Annotated in this window: 12 protein-coding genes, 1 tRNA gene and 2 pseudogenes; 12 read left to right on the top strand and 3 right to left on the bottom strand. The window is 47.9% G+C overall.

The genetic code is table 11. The features are described from left to right. The 4 genes and pseudogenes from HMPREF9141_RS08025 to HMPREF9141_RS08040 form a co-directional block, all read left to right on the top strand. The coding region (locus HMPREF9141_RS08025; RefSeq protein ID WP_007368164.1) for a DUF3874 domain-containing protein at window positions 1-507 on the top strand (507 nt) is incomplete at its 5' end. Window positions 508-972: 465 nt separating this feature from the next. Further along, window positions 973-1,224, top strand: a pseudogene (locus HMPREF9141_RS08030) (cell filamentation protein Fic); the annotation flags it as partial. Between the two features lie 76 nt (window positions 1,225-1,300). Continuing rightward, the gene (locus tag HMPREF9141_RS08035; protein WP_007368166.1) at window positions 1,301-3,193 is read left to right on the top strand and encodes a hypothetical protein; all 1,893 of its coding nucleotides are present in this window, start codon (window positions 1,301-1,303) and stop codon (window positions 3,191-3,193) included. After that, entirely contained in the window at window positions 3,190-3,960 is a 771-nt protein-coding gene (locus HMPREF9141_RS08040; protein ID WP_007368167.1) for a hypothetical protein, read from the top strand. Before HMPREF9141_RS08035 ends, HMPREF9141_RS08040 begins: the two co-directional genes overlap by 4 nt. Before the next feature lie 166 nt (window positions 3,961-4,126). On the opposite strand, the gene HMPREF9141_RS08045 is transcribed toward HMPREF9141_RS08040, so the two are convergent. After that, complete coding sequence (locus tag HMPREF9141_RS08045) at window positions 4,127-5,428, bottom strand: alpha-L-fucosidase (protein ID WP_007368168.1); 1,302 nt, start codon at window positions 5,426-5,428, stop codon at window positions 4,127-4,129. A 260-nt stretch (window positions 5,429-5,688) separates the two neighbouring features. On the opposite strand from HMPREF9141_RS08045, the gene HMPREF9141_RS08050 reads away from it, so the two are divergent. From HMPREF9141_RS08050 to HMPREF9141_RS08065, 4 genes are all read left to right on the top strand, one after another. Continuing rightward, entirely contained in the window at window positions 5,689-6,285 is a 597-nt protein-coding gene (locus HMPREF9141_RS08050) for a DUF4840 domain-containing protein (RefSeq protein WP_257009588.1), read from the top strand. 92 nt (window positions 6,286-6,377) lie between these two features. Next, complete coding sequence (locus HMPREF9141_RS08055; protein ID WP_007368170.1) at window positions 6,378-7,196, top strand: DUF3316 domain-containing protein; 819 nt, start codon at window positions 6,378-6,380, stop codon at window positions 7,194-7,196. After that, window positions 7,193-8,227, top strand: a complete 1,035-nt coding sequence (locus tag HMPREF9141_RS08060) for a S41 family peptidase (RefSeq protein ID WP_007368171.1) — start codon at window positions 7,193-7,195, stop codon at window positions 8,225-8,227. Before HMPREF9141_RS08055 ends, HMPREF9141_RS08060 begins: the two co-directional genes overlap by 4 nt. Before the next feature lie 255 nt (window positions 8,228-8,482). Further along, window positions 8,483-8,564, top strand: a tRNA-Leu gene (locus HMPREF9141_RS08065). Window positions 8,565-9,361: 797 nt separating this feature from the next. Here the strand turns inward: HMPREF9141_RS08065 and sov are convergent. Further along, complete coding sequence (gene sov, locus HMPREF9141_RS08070) at window positions 9,362-16,915, bottom strand: T9SS outer membrane translocon Sov/SprA (RefSeq protein WP_007368172.1); 7,554 nt, start codon at window positions 16,913-16,915, stop codon at window positions 9,362-9,364. Window positions 16,916-17,020: 105 nt separating this feature from the next. Further along, window positions 17,021-17,638 carry a Holliday junction branch migration protein RuvA gene (gene ruvA / locus HMPREF9141_RS08075; protein WP_036876025.1) on the bottom strand — a complete coding sequence of 206 codons (618 nt, stop codon included), beginning with the start codon at window positions 17,636-17,638 and terminating at the stop codon, window positions 17,021-17,023. Window positions 17,639-18,478: 840 nt separating this feature from the next. Between ruvA and HMPREF9141_RS13885 the strand changes: the two genes are divergently transcribed. The 4 genes and pseudogenes from HMPREF9141_RS13885 to HMPREF9141_RS08095 all read left to right on the top strand — a co-directional run bounded on the left by HMPREF9141_RS13885 (window position 18,479) and on the right by HMPREF9141_RS08095 (window position 20,870). Then, window positions 18,479-18,661 (top strand): hypothetical protein, encoded by a 183-nt coding sequence (locus HMPREF9141_RS13885; protein ID WP_007368175.1) that lies wholly within the window; start codon window positions 18,479-18,481, stop codon window positions 18,659-18,661. A 106-nt stretch (window positions 18,662-18,767) separates the two neighbouring features. After that, window positions 18,768-19,376 (top strand): hypothetical protein, encoded by a 609-nt coding sequence (locus HMPREF9141_RS08085; protein ID WP_007368176.1) that lies wholly within the window; start codon window positions 18,768-18,770, stop codon window positions 19,374-19,376. Then, window positions 19,363-20,242, top strand: a pseudogene (gene dinD, locus HMPREF9141_RS08090) (DNA damage-inducible protein D). The gene HMPREF9141_RS08085 and the pseudogene dinD overlap by 14 nt, the downstream one beginning before the upstream one ends. Further along, on the top strand, window positions 20,229-20,870 hold the full coding sequence (locus HMPREF9141_RS08095; protein ID WP_007368179.1) for a DNA alkylation repair protein: 642 nt from the start codon (window positions 20,229-20,231) through the stop codon (window positions 20,868-20,870). Before dinD ends, HMPREF9141_RS08095 begins: the two are co-directional and overlap by 14 nt. The last annotated feature ends 101 nt before the right edge of the window (window positions 20,871-20,971 follow it).

Genomic DNA, 20,971 nt, shown 5'->3' on the forward strand with positions numbered 1-20,971 from the left:
CTGCCACGTGTCGCTTCTTTCATCGCCACGGCAAATGTTTCGGATGTCTTCAGCGACCCCAGCGGCTGCCGCCGTTTCATAGCGGTTACGCTGACGGCCCCTGTCCGTCTGCCCGGGCACATAGACTATGATCAGCTCTATGCGCAGGCCGTCGCCGAGCTGGAGAGTGGCAGACGTTATTGGTTTGATGAGGCTGACACACAGGCGATAATGCAAAATAACGTGCAGTATCAGCAGCGTACGCCTGCCGAGGCTCTCTTTTTCGAGTGTTTTTCCGTTCCGAAGGACTTAGTCAAGGGAGCTTATATGACGGCCGCTTCCATCTTCAGCCTGCTCCACCAGCGGTACGGCAGTCAGCTGCGCCTGACGAGTCTTTCCCATTTCGGGCGTATGCTTGCCAATATCCCGAACCTCCAAAGCAAGCATTCCGCACATGGTACGGAATATTTTGTATCGGTACGTAGCAGTGCGGGGCTGACAGGCAGTCTGGCGTTGAATAGAAAGTAGGAACGGCGTTGCGAATGTTTTTAAGTTGCTGTCACTGCTGTCAGGTAGTGATACGTTGTAAGTAGTTTATAATGTGTGATTTACGTGAAGTGTTAAAAGTGACAGCAGCAAGAAACAAACTTAACTTTTATATTTGGGTTAAAAGTAGGCTTATTAAGGTGTATTCTTGTATGAGAAAGTTTTGTTAATTCTCCTATATATATGGATTTTTTGTGTTATCTTTGTGGAACGCTATCGAAGGGGGGAACATCAGCTAAGAGCCTACTTATGGAAGAACATAAATCACACATAACGTATCAATCAGTACTAACGATTGTGAAGAGTGGTAATAGCATTCCGTTGGCTTGAAAAATGATTAGCACCCCAGATGGATAAAGTGTTAATTCAAGAAGTTATATGATAACCGACTTTGAAGAATATTGCTCAACTTCGTTAAAGAGAAGCCGAATGCAGCCGAATTTATGCAACGTTGCTCATCCTTTTATGGAGGGTAATGGTCGCAGTACTCGCATTTGGCTCGACCTCATGCTGAAGCGTTCTCTCAATCGGTGTGTGGATTGGAGTCAGATAGACAAGAACGAATATCTGACCGCCATGCGCGAGAATGTGTCTGATAGCACGCATATCAAGGCTTTGGTAAAGCCTGCACTCACCACCAAGATTGATGACCGAGAAATGTTTATGAAAGGTATTGATTATTCGTACTATTATGAATAAAGGTTGTAATTTAGCAGAATTACCTATCTAAGATGCAAGTGATTACAAGAAGAATATAATCATTTAGTATACTATTATGGATTACTTTAAAGATAAAGAAATAGAAGAAGCGATGTTAAAATCTTGTTTGCTCTTTAATAGCAAAGAAATTAAGAGTAAGCGAAATGTCATATTTCAAAAATTTCTACTTTCACTCATTATAGGAGGTGGAGTGACTAGCCGGAAAGAAATAATGGAAAAGGTTACTACACAACACAAAGGTTTTTTTATAAATGAAGATAATATAGATTTTGCAATACAAGAGCTAGTTAAAAATAAATTTATTAAGGAAGAAAATGGGGTACTCACTCTTACAGAAGAATCTCAACAGGATGCGAAGAAGGATGTAAAACAGATTTCAGAACAGCAAAAGAAACTTATAGATGATATCTGTAAGATGGTACAAAAAGCTTATGGGAAAAAGATTAGTAATGAAAATCAAGTAAAATCTAACATCAAAGAGTGTATTGATTATTATTATGTGGTAACTGGTCTCTCTTTCTTTGAACTAGATAAAAGAAAAGAAGCGACAGAGCTTCCTCAATTAGGAAAAATTGCATCGAATGGATTAAATTCCGGAGAAAAAGAAGAATTGTCAAATCAAATTATTTATACAATAGGTAGCGTCATAGAAAAACCTACAGAGGAGCAAAAGAGCATTCTTGAACTTCTTGCTAGAACTTATATAACAATGCAAATAATGGATATAGACCCATTGTTAAGCGAATTTAAGAGTACTTTAATAAGGGAAAAAGTCTTTATTTTAGATACTGATGTCCTCCTATACTTGGTTACAGATAAAGCATCATTGAGTAGACAATACAGAAAGATGATAGAGTTGCTTCAAAAGTGTGGTTGTAAAATCTATATACCGAATGAAATTATTACTGAAGTTTTTAATCATGCAGAAGCAGCTCAAAAAAGATACCCTTTTGTTTCATACTTAATTGACACAGAAGAAAACTTGGTAAGCCAAGAGTTTAAGAATGTTTTTATTGAAGACTACTACTATATTAAACAGTCAGATAAAGCAAACTGCCCTACCTGGAAAGTTTACATTAAAAATTATTTCTCTTCAACTCATGGTGTTGCTTTTATTAGTGAACAAATCAAAGATAAACTAGGTGAGAAAATTAACTATGGTGTCATGCCTGAACCAGTTCAAGTAGATGAGAAGTTGTTGATGCAACTTACAGATGTATCTCTAGAAGAAACACGTAAAACAGAAAAAGCTCAACATCGAGATGAAGATAAGAATCAAAATATTGCGAAAACTGATGCTCAATTATATTTAGAAATAAAAAAAATGAATGAGATAAACAATGAAAGGATAGGCAAAAAACAAGCAGATAGACAGGACTTGTTAAAAAACAAATACTATATTTTAACAAATTCGACAAGGGTTCATTATTGCGCTAAACAACTAGAAGTTAGTGCTAATATCTTATGTAAACCCGCTTCGTTAATGGCATATTTAGTTGAAACGGGATTAGTACAAGATGATCAAGTAAAGATACAAAGCTTATTTGAAAATCCATTCCTACAACATACAGCAAAAACAATATGGAAAGATGTAGAACCCCTTTTAAAATTAGGAATAGAAATCACAGGGAAGAATATTATAACTATGCGATTCGATTTACAAGATGAAATTAATAAACTCTTAACGAACCCGTCTGAAGAAGAATGCAATGAAATATATAAAAATACAAAACAAAAGGGTTACTCATTCTCTCCGATCATAGAATCAGCTAAAAAAGAAGCAGAATCTAATGAAAAGAAATCAAAAGAATTAGAAAAGCAAAATCGTGTTCTTCGAGACGAACTTTTAAAGGCAAAACAAATAATTGAAAAAAAAGATAGAGTTATTAACAAAAAGAAATATGAAAACCGAAAGGGTCTCAAAAAAAGAAAGTCAAAAAAGAAATGAAAAAGATAAATGAATGGGATGAAAAAATCATTAAGATTATATTGGATCAGGGTTCTAATATGGTATTTACACTTGGAGAACTTTTAAAGCAATACTTTAATGATAAAGAATTAGCTCTTCTAATCTTAGCACCAACAAGAAAGGTATACACCTTGTACAATACAAAATGTAGAAGAGATGAGATATATTCATTGCTTGTAAAAATAATTTCATTGATAGAAGCAATGGAAAAAGAAGGACTTGTGTATTGTTTAAGTAAAGAGCAGAACCAGATAATATATGCTCCTTCTGATACTAGTGTAGGAGTAGGCTCTGATGGGACAATATTAACAATAACTGGAGGGCAAATCATAATTGAAGGAAACACTGTCGTTCTAAAAGATGCTCAAGGCGATATTATACTTAATGGCGAACTTGTCGTTGACCCTATTTTGAGTAAAGTTATATATTATTTTAATAGCGTGATTTATCCCTCTGATTCATTATATGAATTTAAAAAGAATAATTTCGTATCATTAGAAATTTTATCATATCAGAAAGAAGTGAAAGCAGCAAGGTGCAGTAGAAATCTAGCTTGGTTAGCCCTTATTATTTCATTATTTTCACCTTTGGGGATGACCTTCTTTAATAATGAGTTTTCCAAAATTGAAATACAGCAAGGGCAATACAAAACCATAATTATGAGAATGGATGATAATTTGCAAAAAATGGACTCTCTGCTAGCTGTATCTAAATTCTTTATAAATAGTAAACCTAAGACAAGATGACCGTATTTGATAGTATGAGTGACATATCAAATAGACATCAATAAGAATGGTAATATTCAATTTTATTTATACTTTATAAAACATACAGAAACATAATCCAACCCGCAGCAACCCCTCCAGTTGCTGCGGGTTGGATTTGAAAGATGATAAGTAGAGAGAATCTATATCACAGTGTCAGCTCCACGATATAATCAATATCGGTGGGAACGGTATTGAGGTTGAGAGTGATGCCGTGGCCGGTTTTTGTGAAGTTGACACGCTGGTTGGTGCCGTAGACGGTGGCGGACTTCACCTTGTGGCTGCCGGTCGGGAGGAAGAGGCTGGTGTCCATACAGTTTAGGATGTGGATGTAGAGTTTGTTGCCTCGCTGCGTACTTACTCCCCAGTCGTGTGGGGCGATGATGCCGCCACGAGTGTTGTAGATGGTTTCGCCGTATTGGTTCAGCCATTTACCGATAGCCTGAAGGCGGTTGAGGGCAAGGGAGGGTAGTGCGCCCCCCGGTTCCGGGCCGATGTTGAGCAGGAGGTTGGCATTCTTTCCGGCAGCACGGACGAGCATCTGGATCAGCTCTTTCGGCGATTTATAGAGCGTGTCGGTAATCGAGTAGCCCCAGTGGTCGTTGATGGTCTGGCACGACTCGAGCGGCAGACGGCTGATGTCCTGCCCCGACAGTCCAGCCTTGTTTTCTCCCGGCAGGTCACGCTCGAAGATCTGAATATCCTCGCCGGCGTTGGGTGTCTGGTGGTGGTTGTTTCCGATGAGACACTGCGGCTGCAGCCGGTGGATCATGGCATACTGCTCCGTCAGCTGCCAGTCGAACGGTTTTGCATCGCTGTCATGGTCCCACCAGCCATCGAACCATATAGCCCCGACAGGACCGTAGTTGGTTAACAGCTCCGTCAGCTGTGTATTCATGAAATGATAGTAGCTGTTCCAGTCGGCTTTCTCCTTGTCCCGGCCTGTCCCCAGTCCTGTACGTCCCTGCGGATAGTCCTCCCGTCCCCAGTCCAGGTGCGAGTAATACAGGTGCAGCTTGATGCCGTGCCGCTGGCAGGCAGCGGCCAGCTCTTTGATGATGTCCCGTTTGAACGGTGTTCCGTCCACGGTGTTGTATGTACTGGTCGCCGTCTTGAAGAGCGAGAAGCCGTCGTGGTGGCGTGTGGTGATGGTGATGTATTTTGCGCCGGCTGTCTTTATCGCCGATACCCATGCGTCGGCATCGAACTCGGAGGGGTAGAATGTCTTTGCCAGCTTGGGGTATTCCCGGTGGTTGATGTTCCAGTTTGTCATCACCCATTCGCCCGCACCGATCATCGAGTAGAGTCCCCAGTGCAGGAAGATGCCGAACTTCTCGTCCTGGAACTGTTCGCGTGCCTTGAGGTTCTCTGTTGTCGGCTTGTACGTTTCCTGTGCCATGCTGCAGAAGCCGGTCAGCAGGGCGGCAATCAATAGTAAGGTCTTCTTCATGTTACGAATTTATAGTTTAGGTTTCTGCCGGCAAAGATAATAAAAGTCCGGCAGATATGTATGGGAAATCGGGTTAACTTTGAGATTTGAGGTTTGAGATTTGAGGTTTGAGGTTTGAGATTTGAGGTTTTCCTCCAAGCTTGAGCAATCATCCTGTTTTTTAACAGTTATTGTGTGGGAAATACGCAGGGAATGTGTAAATTTGCGAGCAATAAACTTAAATGTGATAACCAAAACTTACTACAATGAATAGAAACAAGTTGTTTATTTTAATTCTTGCACTCGTAACGACTCTGTCTTTCACGTCCTGTCTGAGTGATGACTACGAAGACAAACAGATTTCACAGACAGAGCTGAAAGCAGCTTTACTGACTATTCAGGGGAACTATCAGGGATGGCTGTTCTCTCATACCAGTGACGGTAAAAGCGGCAAGATAGAGAAGAAGGACTCCCTGCGCACTACCTGGGAAATCAGGTCGGACTCTACGGTGCTGGTCAGGAATTTCCCCAGCAAGATGCTGGCCAACAACATCACCAATCTCGAGCTGAAGAAGGCCGTGGAGGCTCTGCCTGCCCGGGACATCAAGTGTGCTTTCAATATCTACAGTGTGAATCCGATTCTGTTTGATGTGGCACCGTTCCAGGTTGAACTGGGTAAACTGACCTATGGCGGCGAGACGCACAAAGTAGCCATCGGCTTCGCTTTCAGACGCAACCTGACGTTCGGCGGCTTCTATGCGCCAAAGAAACAGGTCGGTATACGCCTTATTGAGGGTGGCGTGATCATTGATGACAAGGTGCAGAGCGAATTTTACAAGGGGCTTGATTATTTCTATCTCCTGTCGGACGCAAAGTGACATTCCTTGCAGTGTGTGACTGACATAGGCAGGGGCGCACAGACGGTGTGTCCCTGCTTTTGATACCCTCTTCCTGTTCCAAAAATCAACCCATGAACCTGAAAACCTCCTTGCTGCCCGCTCTCTGTCTGCTGTTGTCTGTACCTGCCGTTGCACAGGATACCTTGCGCAGCCACAAGGTGATAACCAATGTGCAGATGCTCGGTATCGGCACCGTAAACGTACTCGACACTTACCTCTCGCCAGAAGAATACCGTGGCACGGAGCTGCGGTATGTCTCCCACTCTGTACGTGAGAACGGCAGCCGGCTGTCCCGTGAGCTGGTACACCAGGCCCAGCTGCTGTCGGTCCATAACCGGAAAGACAACAACAATGAACTTGGCGGTTTCTACAATTTCCAGTACAGCTGGCACTATGCCCTCGGGGGGTGGGAGCTCGGCAAAGGAGAACTGTGCCTGAAGGCAGGCGGCGGCATTGATACAAGGCTCGGCTTCCTTTACAACACCCGCAATTCCAACAATCCCGCACAGGCTTACGGACAGGTGAATGTTGCCCCCGATGCCGTCGCCGCTTATCGTTTCCACCTTTGGAACTGTCCTTTCCAGCTGCGTTATGAGTTGCAGGCACCGCTCCTCGGACTGATGTTCTCACCCAATTACGGACAGAGCTATTACGAGATCTTCACCCGTGGAAACTACGACCACAACCTCGTTGTCACGACACCTGTCTCTGCTCCCTCCCTCCGTCAGCTGCTTACATTCGACTTCACGCTCCGCCATACGACCCTCCGCATCGGCTATCTGGGCGATTACCAGCAGGCAAAAGTCAACGGTCTGCGCCAGCACGTATGGAGCAGCCTCGTTGTACTGGGCATTGTACGTAAATTCTCCATCAACAAGATTATTCCATGAGAAAGCTGTTCCATACGGTTCTGAAAACATCTATCTCCGCACTTACCCTGCTCGGTACGGTCACCGGCTGTGTTACGAATGACGAACTTCCCGATGATCCGCAGGGGAACTTCGAGGCGTTGTGGCGTATCATGGACGAGCATTACTGCTTCTTCTCGCAGAAAGGTGTTGACTGGCAGGAGGTACACAGCCGTTATGCCCGGCAGTTCGATGCGTCCATGACGGCGAAGCAGCAGTTCGAGGTGATGACCAATATGCTCTCCGAACTGAAGGACGGACACGTCAATCTGTACACCTCTTTCAACCTCGGCCGCTATTGGGCCTGGCATGAGGATTACCCCAAGAACTATTCCGACTCACTTGAACGCAGGTATCTCAAGACCGACTATCTCATCGCAAGCGGGATGGACTATACCATCCTTGACGACAACATCGGATACCTGCGCTGTGAAAGTTTCCAAAACGGCATCGGTGCAGGCAACCTGGATGATATTCTCCTTCACCTGCAGCCCTGCCGGGGACTGATCGTGGATGTCCGCAACAATGGCGGAGGCAACGTGAACAATGCGGAGGAACTGGCAGCCCGCTTTACGAACGAGGAGCTGCTTGTGGGCTATATGCAGCACAAGACGGGGAAGGGGCATGACGACTTCTCTTCGTTGCGTCCGGAATATCTGAAGCCGGGACGTGGGGTGCGTTGGCAGAAACCGGTTGTCGTACTGACCAACCGCAGCGTCTTCTCGGCTGCCAACGAGTTTGTGAAGTATATGAAGTGCTGTCCCGGTGTTACTGTTGTAGGCGACCGTACCGGCGGCGGTGCCGGTCTGCCTTTCTCTTCTGAACTTCCCAATGGGTGGGGTGTCCGCTTCTCCGCCTGTCCGATGTACGACCGTGACAGGAAGATGACCGAGTTCGGTATTGATCCCGATCATAAGGTAGACCTCACCTCCGAGGATTTCGCACGAGGCAGAGATACGATTATCGAGTTTGCAAGGGAGCTGCTGAAGACCTCACCCAACCCCTCTAAATAAGGGAAGCGCATCATGGAAGCCGGGCAGGACAGTTCTGTTACCGCTCATCCGGCCTGTTCCCCTTAAGGTCTGGCTCTGCCTGCCGTCATCCCTTACTCATTGGCTGCCACGTACTCCCCCCCTCCTCGGGAGCGAGTGGAGAAGTATAGACCTTTGTGGGAGATTCAGCTACTGCTGCTGACTCGAAACAGCTGGAAAAGATGTTCGCAAACATTTGGCTGTTTCTTAAACATTCCGTAACTTTGCAGCCGTTATGCGCCTGTGGCGGAATTGGTAGACGCGCTAGACTTAGGATCTAGTAACTTACGTTGTGCAGGTTCGAGTCCTGTCAGGCGCACAGCAAAATACCGGATGATTGCCAGACAATCATCCGGTATTTTGCTTATGATAGTTTGGGAAGCACATAACCTCCTTATATTATAGGTGTTATAAACCTATGCGGCATCAGATTTACCAGCAGGTTTTGTCGGTTTTTCCGTTAAATGCGTAGATTAGAAATAGAATAAAGGCTTATACACTTGCAGGGTATGACTGTCCTGAATCAGATGCCCTTGCAAAGGAGGATAAACTACAAGATGAAATGCAGGAAAGACAAATAGATATGATGTCTGTCCATCAGCCTGTCTTTCCGTCTTCTACGAACAACTTATTCCCATATCATCGGTGTTTGTAAACATTTTTATGCAGTTCAAAGCTGACACATGCTCTTCTGGCCTCTAAAAGATGCCTGATTGACCTGCAAGGGGTGCTCTCTTAGCGTGTAACTAACGCCCTTTTGAAGTCCAATCAAGCACCTTTTGCGAGAGACTTAACAACCGTCTGATTGACTGCCGGTTACAAACCTGCTTTTTTGCACGTGTTATTTTTATCTGCAGATGATCAGTTTGAGATTATGTAATGACTTTTCAAAATCTTTTCTGTGTTTTCAACGTGTTAAAATGAAAAGGCTGTTGTATCGGAGGATGAGAATAGACGGTCAACAGTCTTAGCAATGTTTTCGTTTAAAGAATCACTTCGGTTCTTCCGTTAAAGCTATGTGAAAAGCAGCCACGCATTTAACGGAAGAACCTTTTCATGGACATGGGGCGGTCGTACTGTCATGCTTCCACAGCTTGGCAGGACCGCTGCTGGTTTCTATCTTGTCAGGCTGAGCCGGAGACTTACACCGAAGTCGTGGGTGGTCGTCGGGTAACTGCCTGACGAGAGCAGGGGAGTGTTGATCTGCAGGTCGTAATAGAGGCTGGCCGTTACCAGACGGCTCAAGGTGTAGTCGCCCATGAAAGCGAACTTGAAGGCGGTGTTGCCGCTTGAGGCCGAAGAGGCGAGTGAGGCAATGTCGCGGGTGAGCGATGCCTGCCGCCGGTAACTCATGTCGAGACGGAGGTTGAGGTCGTGGTTCAGTCCGTTGTCCTGACGGGACGCGCTGTTGTCCTGCTGTGAAGTCTCCGTATTCTTTTTCTTCTTTCTTGCTACATGGCGTGTCCCGTTGTTGAAGAGGTTGAAGTCGTTGATCCGGTAACCGACACCTACGACCCAGTCTTTTGAGGAGGCCTCATTCAGCTGCACACTTGTCATGGACAGCGAGAGCACACGTGTCTGCCGGTATTCCAGGCGTGCCGTGAGGTTGTTCTGCAAGGTGAGGTCGATTCCGAGGAGCGGTGAGAATGCCTCGTTGATACTCACCTGTGAGATGTTGTACATCGAACTTGGAATGGGGTTGCCTGTCGTGGCATCAGCGATGAATCCGAGTCCGTTCATGTATTCCTGCCATGTGCTGTAGCTCTGGTAAGAGCCGATGGCGAAGATGCTTCGGTAGGCATGATTGATGTTGACGCTTTTGAAGAACTGCTCGAAGAAAGGCAGCCGTGACAGTCCGCTGTACCGGATTGTCCAGTTGGGCAGCAGACTGCGCAGGGCAGGGAAGATGTTGAGTCCGTTGCCGCCCATGCTTGTATAGGCATTGAGGAAAGCAGGCACCATCACGTCGGCACTGTATTTGTTGACGGCTCCCACCGTCGGGTCGAAGTGTCCGCCGCCGAAGGAGGCAGGGTAGGTGGCGTTGCGGTATTGCGCTTCCACACGGTCGCGGTAGCCGTCGAGCGACTGCACGAAACGGTTGAATGTGGCACTGTGATAGCCGTTGTTGGCATCGCCCAGACTCTCGAATGCCGTACCGAGTGACAGGGTGGTCATGGTGAAGGAACCGCTCTGCGTGGTCGGGTTGCCGGCATACATGTACTGGATGCTCCGTGAGGTGCTCTTCATCCGGCTGGCGGTAAGGTCGATCTTGAAGTCCTTGAACGGTTCCAGCGTCATGCGTATCTGCAGATCCTCGGTCTGATTGGTCGTAGCCGGTGTCGCCACGCTGTCGTTCATGAGCAGCCAGTTGTTGTCCCGTGCCTTGCCGATATAGTCGTCATCGATGAGGCCGAAGGCGAAGTCCAGTCCCGGCGACATTGCTCCCATTCCGCGTGTCTGTCCGAAGGCATCGCCTACAGTCGGCATGAATCCCGGCAGTGCCATGGCGTACTGGTTTCGGTAGGAAACGCTTGCCGAGCGCACCGTCATCAGCGCACGTGCCACACACTGTGCGGTTTTGTACCAGCCTTTGTTGTCGAGGGACTCCTTGGGGGTGACGGTCAGTTTCATGCGGATGGCAGAGTCGGTGCGGTTGAATACCTTTACCTGCGTATCGCCCACCTTGCGCCACTTTATCTTCAACGTCTTTCCCCGCTCGTCCTTGGCAGAGACGATGAGCCTTTTCGTCTTCTTGCCGTGTGATACGAGGACGGCGGAATCGGCATTGATGACGATTTCCTTTTCAAAGCTTCTCTGGTTGCGGGGCAGAGCCTTTTTCTTCTCTTCGTCTTTGTCTTTCGGCTTCTTCTCTTTCTTTTCCTTTTCGGCTTTCTTTTGTTCATCGGTCAGCTTGGGGCGTACAGGACGTGTGCGGTTGAATCGTTCGTTGGTCTTCTTGAGGAAAGGCACATGATTGTAGAGCCGTTCGAGGTTGAACGAACCGTTGATGTTCAGCGAGCGGTTGGCCGTGATGGTGTTGCCGAGTGATGTCCCGTCTTCCAGTTTTGTTCCGCGTACCCAGGTATAGGCTGCTGTATAGTTGGCATCCGCATTCACCCAGTCGAAGACCGGCAGCAGGTTGATCGGCAGCTGGTAAGAGAGTGTGAAGTTCTGCTGGTAGTCGAGCGGTGTGCCGAAGTGCTTGATGCTCGTCCACACCGAATCCTTCCATGCCTCGTACCGGTCGGGGTAGAGGTCTTTGTTGACCGGTGTGTAAGGCTCTTCTATCTCGGCGTGTGTCGCACTCTGGAAGTTCATGTGCAGGTTGCGTGTCAGATCCCAGCGCAGGGCGAAATCACGGTTCCACAGGAACTGTTCGCTGAAGGTGAGCGGCAGCATGCTGTTCTCTGTCGATTCCATGTCCCGTTCCTGCAGTTCGTAGTAGTTGCGCACCATCTCGGTATTGAACGTGATGTTCTGCGGCAGCCAGTTCAGTCCGAACCGCTTGAGGATGTCGAACCATTTGGACCGGCTCTTGATCAGCCGTCTGAACGGCTCCCAGGTCCTGTACACCGGTGTCCAGTTGTAGTTCAGTGCGCCCCGCCAGTTGTCCTCATTCTCATAGACGGTCGTCTCACCCGATGTATGAGAGTGGGAATGGCTGTAGGATAGGGCGAAGTTGGCCGGGTCGTACGGCATAGGGTGGTTTCTGGTCTGGATGCCTATGCGCACGTTCGAGAGCGAGAAGTTTGTCGTCAGCCGTTTGGTGACGGCGATTGATTCGATGGAATCCCGTTCCTGACGGCTGGCGGCACCGTCGAGTGCGTCCTTCAGTTCCATGTCCGTATCGAGAGGGTTGTACTTAGGCCGGCTTTCGCTCTTCGTGACACTGTAATATAAAGGTGCGGACACCTTGGCCTTGTCGGGGAAGAACTTGCCCAGTTCAAGGCTTGTGGTGACCGACACATCCGTCTTCGTCTCCTGCTGCCGCTCGTTGACACCCTGTTCCAGACCGCCGAATCCGTCGGTGCTGTGGCTGGTATTGACATCCACCGTACCGAAGTCGGACAGCTGGAGATTGAGCTGTCCTCTTGCCGCCCAGCCGCCTTCGTTGTTGAATTCCAGCAGGCGAAGTTCGTTCACCCATACTTCACCGCTTTTCTGACTGCTGGAAAGGTTGCGTACACCGATGATCATCGTCTTCACTTCACCGAGTGTCGGATTGCCCATCACCGTCACCTTGTTGGCAGGACGGTCGGTGTCGTAGACGGAGAAAGCCCGGTTGTAGCTTGCCGTTCCTGCACCCCGTGCCTGGTTACGCTGTTTCTTCACGGAGGTGAGCAGCTTCAGCGGGATGTCGAGCATATTCTCCTCGGGCCATACGATGCGGCGGTCATGGCCGGTGTACATATCATAATGTCCCGGAGCCGACAGCTTCAGCGGGATTTCATACTCGTAGTAGTTGTTCTTGTAATCCGATCCCAGACGGATGAACACAGCCAGCTGGTTGTCAGTCAGGTTGGTCGTGTTCTGTTCGAAGGCGTTGGCGTGTACGAACATCTGCAGCCGCTTGTACTGGCGCAGGTCGAGGGTAGTGTTCTTGTAGACAGCCTTCGACTCGCCTGTACCCAGGTTGTTGACGACCATGGAGAGTGCCTGCTCGTTCTCTTCGACAAGCTGTGGCTGGTTCGGATCCTGTCCACGGCGGATGCCCGGCGGCAGGATGTAGTTCACGGGCACCTTGTCGTTGTTCTCCTCAAGGCTCACGGCACTTACCGACATTGTACCTGTATTGCTGGCAGAGTTGGTGAGGTTCTGCTGATACTGCCGCCACTTGCCGCTGACGAGGTCGAGCGTGCCGAACCGGAGGACGATGGGTTTCTCGAAACCTGTGAGGAACATACGCATGAAGCGGATGCTGGTGAAGTCGCTGATGTTGCCTACACGTTTCTGGAATTCCTCCAGCGGGATGCGGAACTGATACCACGTGACGGGTTCTGAACCGCCTTTGCGCAGGGAGGCAGAGGCTACTCGCTTGTCGACAATGTAGTTCCGGCCGACGACGAGGTCCTGCGGACGGATGCTGACGTGGTACTGATAGTACTTCTCGTATTCGTTCAGTGTGTAGTCCTGGTTGATGTCCTCCACGTCGGGCGTCGTCTTGTACGAGGTGTCGTAACGCTCGTTGTTGTTGTCATTGTCCGGTGAGTTGCCCTGTGGGTTGTTGATGCGCTTGTAGCGTTCGAGAATGGAAGCCTGCTTCGCATCCCAGTCCGAACCACGGAAATAGTGGTAGTCATCGTTGGCCGGATCCGTCCAGATAGAATCGAAGACGGCCTGATTGGTGTTGGCACGGGCTGCGGTGAGGAAGTTCTGGTAGGATACGAACTGTCGTTCTTCTTCGTCCGTCAGACCGTTGAATCCCACGTCCTGCTTGGCACGGCTGCCCTTTGACGTGGCAAAGGCGTAGGTGACGGTGCTCTGCGTCGGAATCTTACCCCATTGTGTGGTCGTCCACGACGGGCTGCCGTCTACCGGCATACCGCTTTCATAGAACTTCTTTCCATCCTTCAGCACATCTTCTGACACTTCGCCGAGGTCGATGTAGAAGTCGCCGCCATACTGGCTCGCATTTGGCAGCCGGTTGGAATAGATGAACGGGTCGAGCAGCCAGAACTCGATGTATTCGATGTTGGCGGTCTGGAAGTCGTTGGTGTCGAGCTTGCGCATCATGCCTCCCCATGTACCGGCAGGATGGGTGAGGTGTCCGTTGATGTCTATGTTCGGATTGAAGTTGTACGGTCCGCGTTCGGAAGGATAATAGGCGAGGTTCAGGATATTCAGCGTAGAGATGGAACCGCTGTAGTTCCGGTCACGGTTCGGGAACAGCTCGCTTACCGGAATCTCGCGTACATAATGGTTGGAGAGCTGGTCGAGGTCGCTCTTGATATGTCCCGGTGTCAGCGAACTGCTGCGCCGTGTGAAGAGCGGGTCGATGTTGTACCATGCCAGCAGACTGCGGTTATAACCGCTGTTGAGGGTCGTCTTGTCCGTATGCTCGGGGAAGTCGGACGGTACGCTGGAGATGATCCACGATGTCGGCTGGCTTACGTCGATGGTCGTCTTCGCCCCCTCGAAGTCGTCCAGATAGGAGGCGTTGTCCTGTGTTCCTTTGCTCTGTCCGGCCAGAAGCTGTGCAAACTCGGCGGAGAATGTGATGTAGGAAGGCTGACTGACGTGCAGCAACGGAATCTTGTCGAGCATATTCGTCAGCCACTGGCTTTCCTTCTTCCAGTTGATGTTCAGTCCCCAGATGGTGTTGTTGAGCGGTTCTGCCCCCATGTTCACCTTGGTTGTCAACGGCTGTTCGGACAGGTGCATGAACGTACCGCCGATCTGGAAGTCTTTGGAGAAGTCGTATTCCCAGTTCACGCCAATCATTGTCTTGCGTTCCTGCTGGTAGGCACTCTGGCTTTCCAGGGAGACATTGATGGCTGTTCCGGCGTCAATGATGCTCTGATTGAGGATGGTTACCTCTCCGGCACTGTAATCGACACTGTAGTCAGAGCCTTCATTCAGGGTCACACCGCCTGCCGTCACGACCACCGATCCCTGTGGTACGTTATAAGCCCCGAGGGAAATGACATTCGCCGCCGTACCCCGGTACTGCCCTGTGAGCATGAACTTGTCTTTTTCGGCAATCTGCTTGGCGATGGTCTTTGTGGAGTCGTAAAGCTGTTCGAAGACATACTTGTCTGCAATGGCTGCTGTGACACCTCTGTCAGTCAGGGCTTTCCGTAGTCCCCTGCCGAACGGTTCCGCCATCGGCAGGAAGACACGTCCGTTGCTGACGGTGTACCCCTCGACGTAATCGAAGTAGCCGTTGGAGTGCGGATTGTTGTTGTTGTCCAGCCGGTCGGCATTCAGGAGTTTGATGAGCGTCTGGCTTTTTACCTGCGGCTCCGGTATATAGGAAAGGTAGACACCAGTCGTATCGCTCTGGTATTTCACGTCAAGGCGGAACTTGTCACGCTCGATGTTTGAGGCAAGGTAATAGACGTTCTTCATCATCAGATCCCAGTTTCCCTGCCTGGGGTTGTTGCTGGTGTTCTTCAATGACTTGACGAAGAGCGCCTTGTTGATGTCCGTGTGGTCGCTGGCAAACTCTCCCACCTGGTAGGTCACGCCGCCGTAGGTGTATTCGTAGGCGATCGCCAGCACCTGGTCGGTCTGCAGTCCGCTTCTCAGCGAGATATATCCCAGGGCTGTGTTGACTGAATATTCCGAACTGTTCAGCAGCCGGGCATTGGCGAGTTTCTCGTAGTCGTTGCCTCCCACCAGTCCTGCACCGTCCAGGATGCCTGTCACCTGGTCGATGTCGCGGGCGGCAGGATAGGTCTGTGTAAGGGTGCCGTACTCTGTGTTGGCATTGTTCGACGGGACGGGACCGGAGCCTGGTCCCCACAGGTCGGTGCGGCTCACTTTCCTGTTCTCGCCGAGGTCGGTCAGTGCTACGATGTTGCGGGTGTTGCTGGTCGTTCCTGTCTTGTTTGTCACCCATACTTCCACACGGTTGACGGTTATGCCTGTCTTGAGGTTCGGCAGCGATTTCATCGCCGCGTCATAGTTGTCGCGGAAGTACTGGGAGAGGAAGAAGTGGTGGTTCTCCTCGTAGTCGGCTGCATCGATCTCGAACGGTGTCAGCTGTTTGCCGCCCCTTGAGCTGACGCTCTTGTTGGAACTCTTCTTCTGCGAGAGTACCGTCTGCAGCTTCAGCTTGCCGAACTGCAGGTCTGTGCGGATGCCGAAGAGTGCCGATGCCCCCTGCACGAGCGAGTTGTTGGAAGGGAAGGAGACATTGCCGCCTTCAACGAGCTTGATGATCTCGTCTTCCTTGCCTTCATATCTCAGTTTGAAGTTCTGCGTGTCGAAGTCGAACGTCGCATCGGTGTTGTAGTTCAGGTTCATGTTCACCTTGTCGCCCACCTTTCCGTTCACATTGACATTGATTTTCTCGTCGAAGTCCATCGCTGTCGTCTTGCGGTTGCGGATGGGCAGCGACGGGTTGTCAATGTTTTTGATGTTGGCGCCGAACTTCAGCTCTGCCGATCCCTGTGTCTTGATGCGTACGCCGCCCGGTCCGAAGATCTTTTCGGCCGGCCCGAGGGAGAAGTGCATGTCCGTGAAGTCGAACTTGTCCTTGCCTTTCTCCTTCAGTATCTCCTGGTTCTTCGAGCGGTAATAATCGGCGAAGCTGCGCTTCTCCGTCCATCTGCGGTATTCTTCCGGCGTCATCATGATCGGTGCCATCACGTAGGTGTCGCCGATTTTGTTGCCGATGATGTAGCGGTCGAGCGAATCGTTGTACTCCACGGTCTGCCGCATATTCTCCGGACGGATGAGATCGGTGGAGTTCTCTTTGAGGTCGTCGTAGGTTATCGGGGTAGTGCGCTGCACCTTCCAGCGGGGATGAAGCAGCGAGTCGGGAATCTTCTCCTCGTCAATCTCCACCTCGGCCGTCTTCGCCTTCTTGACGGTGTCCGGCGGTGCAACGGTACTGATCAGCTTTGCGAAAGGTACAAAGTTGAGGGCCGGATGTCCCCAGCTCAGCAGACAGATGCTGCCGAGAAACAGGACGACGAGGAGAGATATGTATTGCTTTCTTTTCAAGAAGATGGGGGATTGGGAGCCTTCCTGATCCCTTTTCGGAGGAGGGGGATGTGTGGGCGGTGATAGACGGTGATGAGCAGTGATAAACGATGATGCCCGGAGGGCTTACTTTATCATCTTCAGCGCCAGCTTGACGACCTGTTCCACGGGAAGGTCGGGCTGGTCGGTGAGGATGCTCACGACGACCTTGGCCGATGGGGCAGGGGAGAAGCCCAGCATGGTCAGCGCACTGACGGCCTCGTCCTTGATGGCGGTGTCGACAGCCGGCGTGCCGGGCTGGCTGCTGACGTGGAGTTCGTCGGCGATACCGCTCTGCATGATCTTGTCCTTCAGGTCGACGATGATGCGCTGTGCCGTACGCAGTCCGATGCCCTTGACCGTCTTCAGCATCTTCTCGTCAGCGTTGGCAATGACGTTGCACAGTTCGGCAGGTGTCAGAGACGAGAGGATCATGCGTGCGGTGTTGGCTCCTACACCCGAGACGGTGATCAGCAGGCGGTAGAGCGATCGTTCCTGCCTGCTGGCAAAACCGTAGAGGGTGTAGCTGTCGTCGCGGCCGCCAGTCATGATCGCCTCGTGTACATAGAGTTTCACAGTTGTCTTGCCTTGTAGGGCACTGTAAGTATTGAGCGAAATGTTCAGCGCATAACCTACCCCGTGTGCCTCGACGACGGCCAAAGCAGGTGTCAGGTCAGCGAGTTCGCCCCTGATGTATTCTATCATAATCCTATAAAAATATGCTCCTTGCTGTGGCAAGGCATTCTGTATATACAAGAAAAATAACGCTGCAGTTTGGCTTTTATTGTATATGACAAATAAAAAGAGGCAACCTCTCCCCGGCCTCACCCCCAGCCCTCCCCAGTGGAGCGGGGGAGGGACTATCGATGTGGGCTGAACAGAAAGTGTAAAGTGCTACTTGCTGGTTGAATAATATTTACAATTTATGGTACAAAACGATACTTTCGTCAAGTGTTATAACACCCCGAAAATAGGTAGTTAAGCAGTACTTGAATTGCAATCAAGCATCTTTTGGATTCCAATCAAGGCTTGATTGACTTGCAAAAGATGCCCTTTTGAAGCTTTACTAACGCCCTTTTGAAGTTCAATTAAGCACCTTTTTTGTACGGTTGTGTATGTGTTTGATTATAAGTGGCTTACAAAGTGTATAGAAGTGTGTTCCGGCTATGTTTTCATTTGCCGCTTTCAATCTTATCAACGGCTTTGTTTCCCGTGATAGTCTCGATGAATAAACAAGGTAAAGAATTAATACAAAACGAAAGCTGCTTTTCCTTTTCTTCTCGGTCTTCCAACGCAGTAGTTCGCAGAAATGCTTATGGCTGGTACATACATTGGCTGATTCATTTTTGATAAATGCTGCAAAGCACCAAACCCACATTTAATAGGCAAAACTATAAGCAGGATGTTTGGATGGCGACGCAAATCCGCTTAAAGAATGTCTGAAAATCAACGGACGATAGTTAGCTGAAAGTTTGGATATTATGTTAGCTTTATCATAAAATTTTGTACCTTTGTGGCATTACTAACCCTTTAATTCTAAGCGATATGATGAAGTACGTTATTCAAGCAAAGAAAAATCCGCTGAAGAAAGAAGAGGTGAAGTCTTATCCGCAGGCTGCACCGACTACCCAGGTTACGCAGGTTTCAAAGCTTAAAAATTTGATTTTACAACTCTTTGATAATCAATACCTGGTAAGTGGTAATAATTGTCTTATAAGACAATTTTAAGATGGTGTACAGTAAGGTGGAATTGACTATAAGGCTCTTAAGATAGTAGAAATAAGTGTAAATGAGTTAGTAAATAGAGGTTAACATTAAATTATAAGGTTGAAAAATGAACTGGATAAAAATAAACAATATACGCTGGAAGACAATAGAAAATATACTCTTTGTAATAGCTATTCTATCATTAATAGGACTAACAATAGTGATTTTTTCAATGGAAAAATTAAAATTAGAAGGAACTTTAATAGTAGGAATACTTACAGCTTTTGTTAGCACAATGGAAATTTCCGCAACTATAAAACAATCAAGTAAAAATACTTTTATCAATACCATAACAATTGCTCGAAAGGAATATATGGCAGAACTTCGTAAAGCTGTTGAAGAGTTTTGTGTAACTGCTGAAAGAAACGACAATGATAGGTTGAAAGAATTGTCGTATAAATTAAAATTGTTGATGAATCCTGCTGATAAGGATAATGAGCATTGGGATAGGAAAGCTATTGAAATGATTGATAAAATAGTCCAAGCAGAGAATAAAACAGAAGATATTGATAGTTTCATAACACTAATGCAATCATGGCTTGCTCTTGAATGGCATGGAATGAGAGAAGAAGCTAAAAAAGGAATAATGAGCAAAGAAGATAAAAAAACTTTGCTGGATACTGAATATAGTAAATATACAGAATGGATGGAGGAAAAAGACAATGGACAAGAATAGCATATTACAATATAAATCATCGTTCGATAGTATTGTCAGATACATTGAGAGTGACGATAGCGAAGAACAGGTAGAAGTTTGGTTTGCACGTGAACTGCAAACAATATTAGGCTATGCACGTTGGGAGAACTTTCTTGTTGCCATACGACGGGCAGTAGATTCGTGTAAAGCACAAGGAATCAATGTTGATGATCATTTTCGTGAGGTCACGAAAATGATAGAAATAGGCAAAGGCGGAAAACGAGAAGTATCCGACTTTATGCTTACTCGCTACGCCTGCTACCTTATCGCTCAAAACGGTGATCCAAAGAAAGAAGAAATTGCATTCGCCCAAAGCTACTTTGCTGTACAAACACGAAAAGCAGAGTTAATAGAAGAGCGACTGAACCTGTTATCTCGTTTAGAAACCCGTGATAAATTGAGAATGGCAGAAAAACAATTGTCGCAGAACATATATCAGCGAGGAGTTGATGACAAAGGCTTCGGGCGCATACGTTCTAAAGGTGATACGGCACTTTTCGGAGGACACACCACTGAAGATATGAAGAACCGATTGGGGGTGAAATCTAACAGACCGCTGGCTGACTTTCTGCCCACCCTTACCATAGCTGCCAAGAACCTTGCTACGGAAATGACCAACTACAACGTAGAAAACAAAGACCTGCATGGAGAACTACCTATTTACGCACGAACACGTCCAGAACAACCAAAGTGTGCGTGATATGTTGGGACAGCGAGGCATCAAGCCTGGAAAACTTCCTCCCGCAGAAGATATTAAGAAATTGGAACGCAAGGTTGCGCGAGACGAGAAAAAGATAGAACAAGCCTCACAAAAACTACCGAAGAACAAAAATGGAGATTCATAATATATTAAACAAGATACTGCAAATAGAGCATGGCTTTCAGCACATCATTGATGGAGCCGACGAGATCCTTTCTACATACTCAAAAGAACAATGCTTTGAATTAGCACTTGAATTGTTAAAGCACGAAGCCTATCAAGCCCGAATGTTGGCAACAACGATATTGGGTAGATTGGCAACAGAGGATAATAATGCACTTTGTTTTTTGAAAGAACAAGTAAGCACCGATGAGAATTGGCGTGTGCAGGAAATGCTTGCAAAGGCTTTCGATGAAGTTTGCAAACACAGAGGATATGAAATGTCCTTACCGCTCATAGAAGAGTGGATAAATGACGATAATCCGAATGTTGTCCGTGCCGTAACAGAGGGATTGAGAATTTGGACAAGTCGCCCGTTCTTCAAAGAAAATCCATCGGAGGCTATTGCTCTAATCAGTAAGCACAAAGCACATGAGAGCGAGTATCTTCGGAAATCCGTGGGAAACGCTTTGAGGGATATAAGCAAGAAACATCGTGAATTGATACGGAAGGAAGTGCAGCAATGGGATTTATCCAATCCACGAGTTATGTTTACTTATAAACTTGTGTTAAGAAACAAATCCCTGCTGTCATTAATAGACGATAAAGAATAGATGATAAAACAGGCGCACCAGTAACCCCCTGTATTGTTTTTATTTCCTCTGTCAAGCAACCCGCAATCCGACATCGTATTTCAAGTCCCCTCCTTTGGGGA

This window comes from Prevotella multiformis DSM 16608 (assembly GCF_000191065.1).
Lineage (GTDB): Bacteria > Bacteroidota > Bacteroidia > Bacteroidales > Bacteroidaceae > Prevotella > Prevotella multiformis.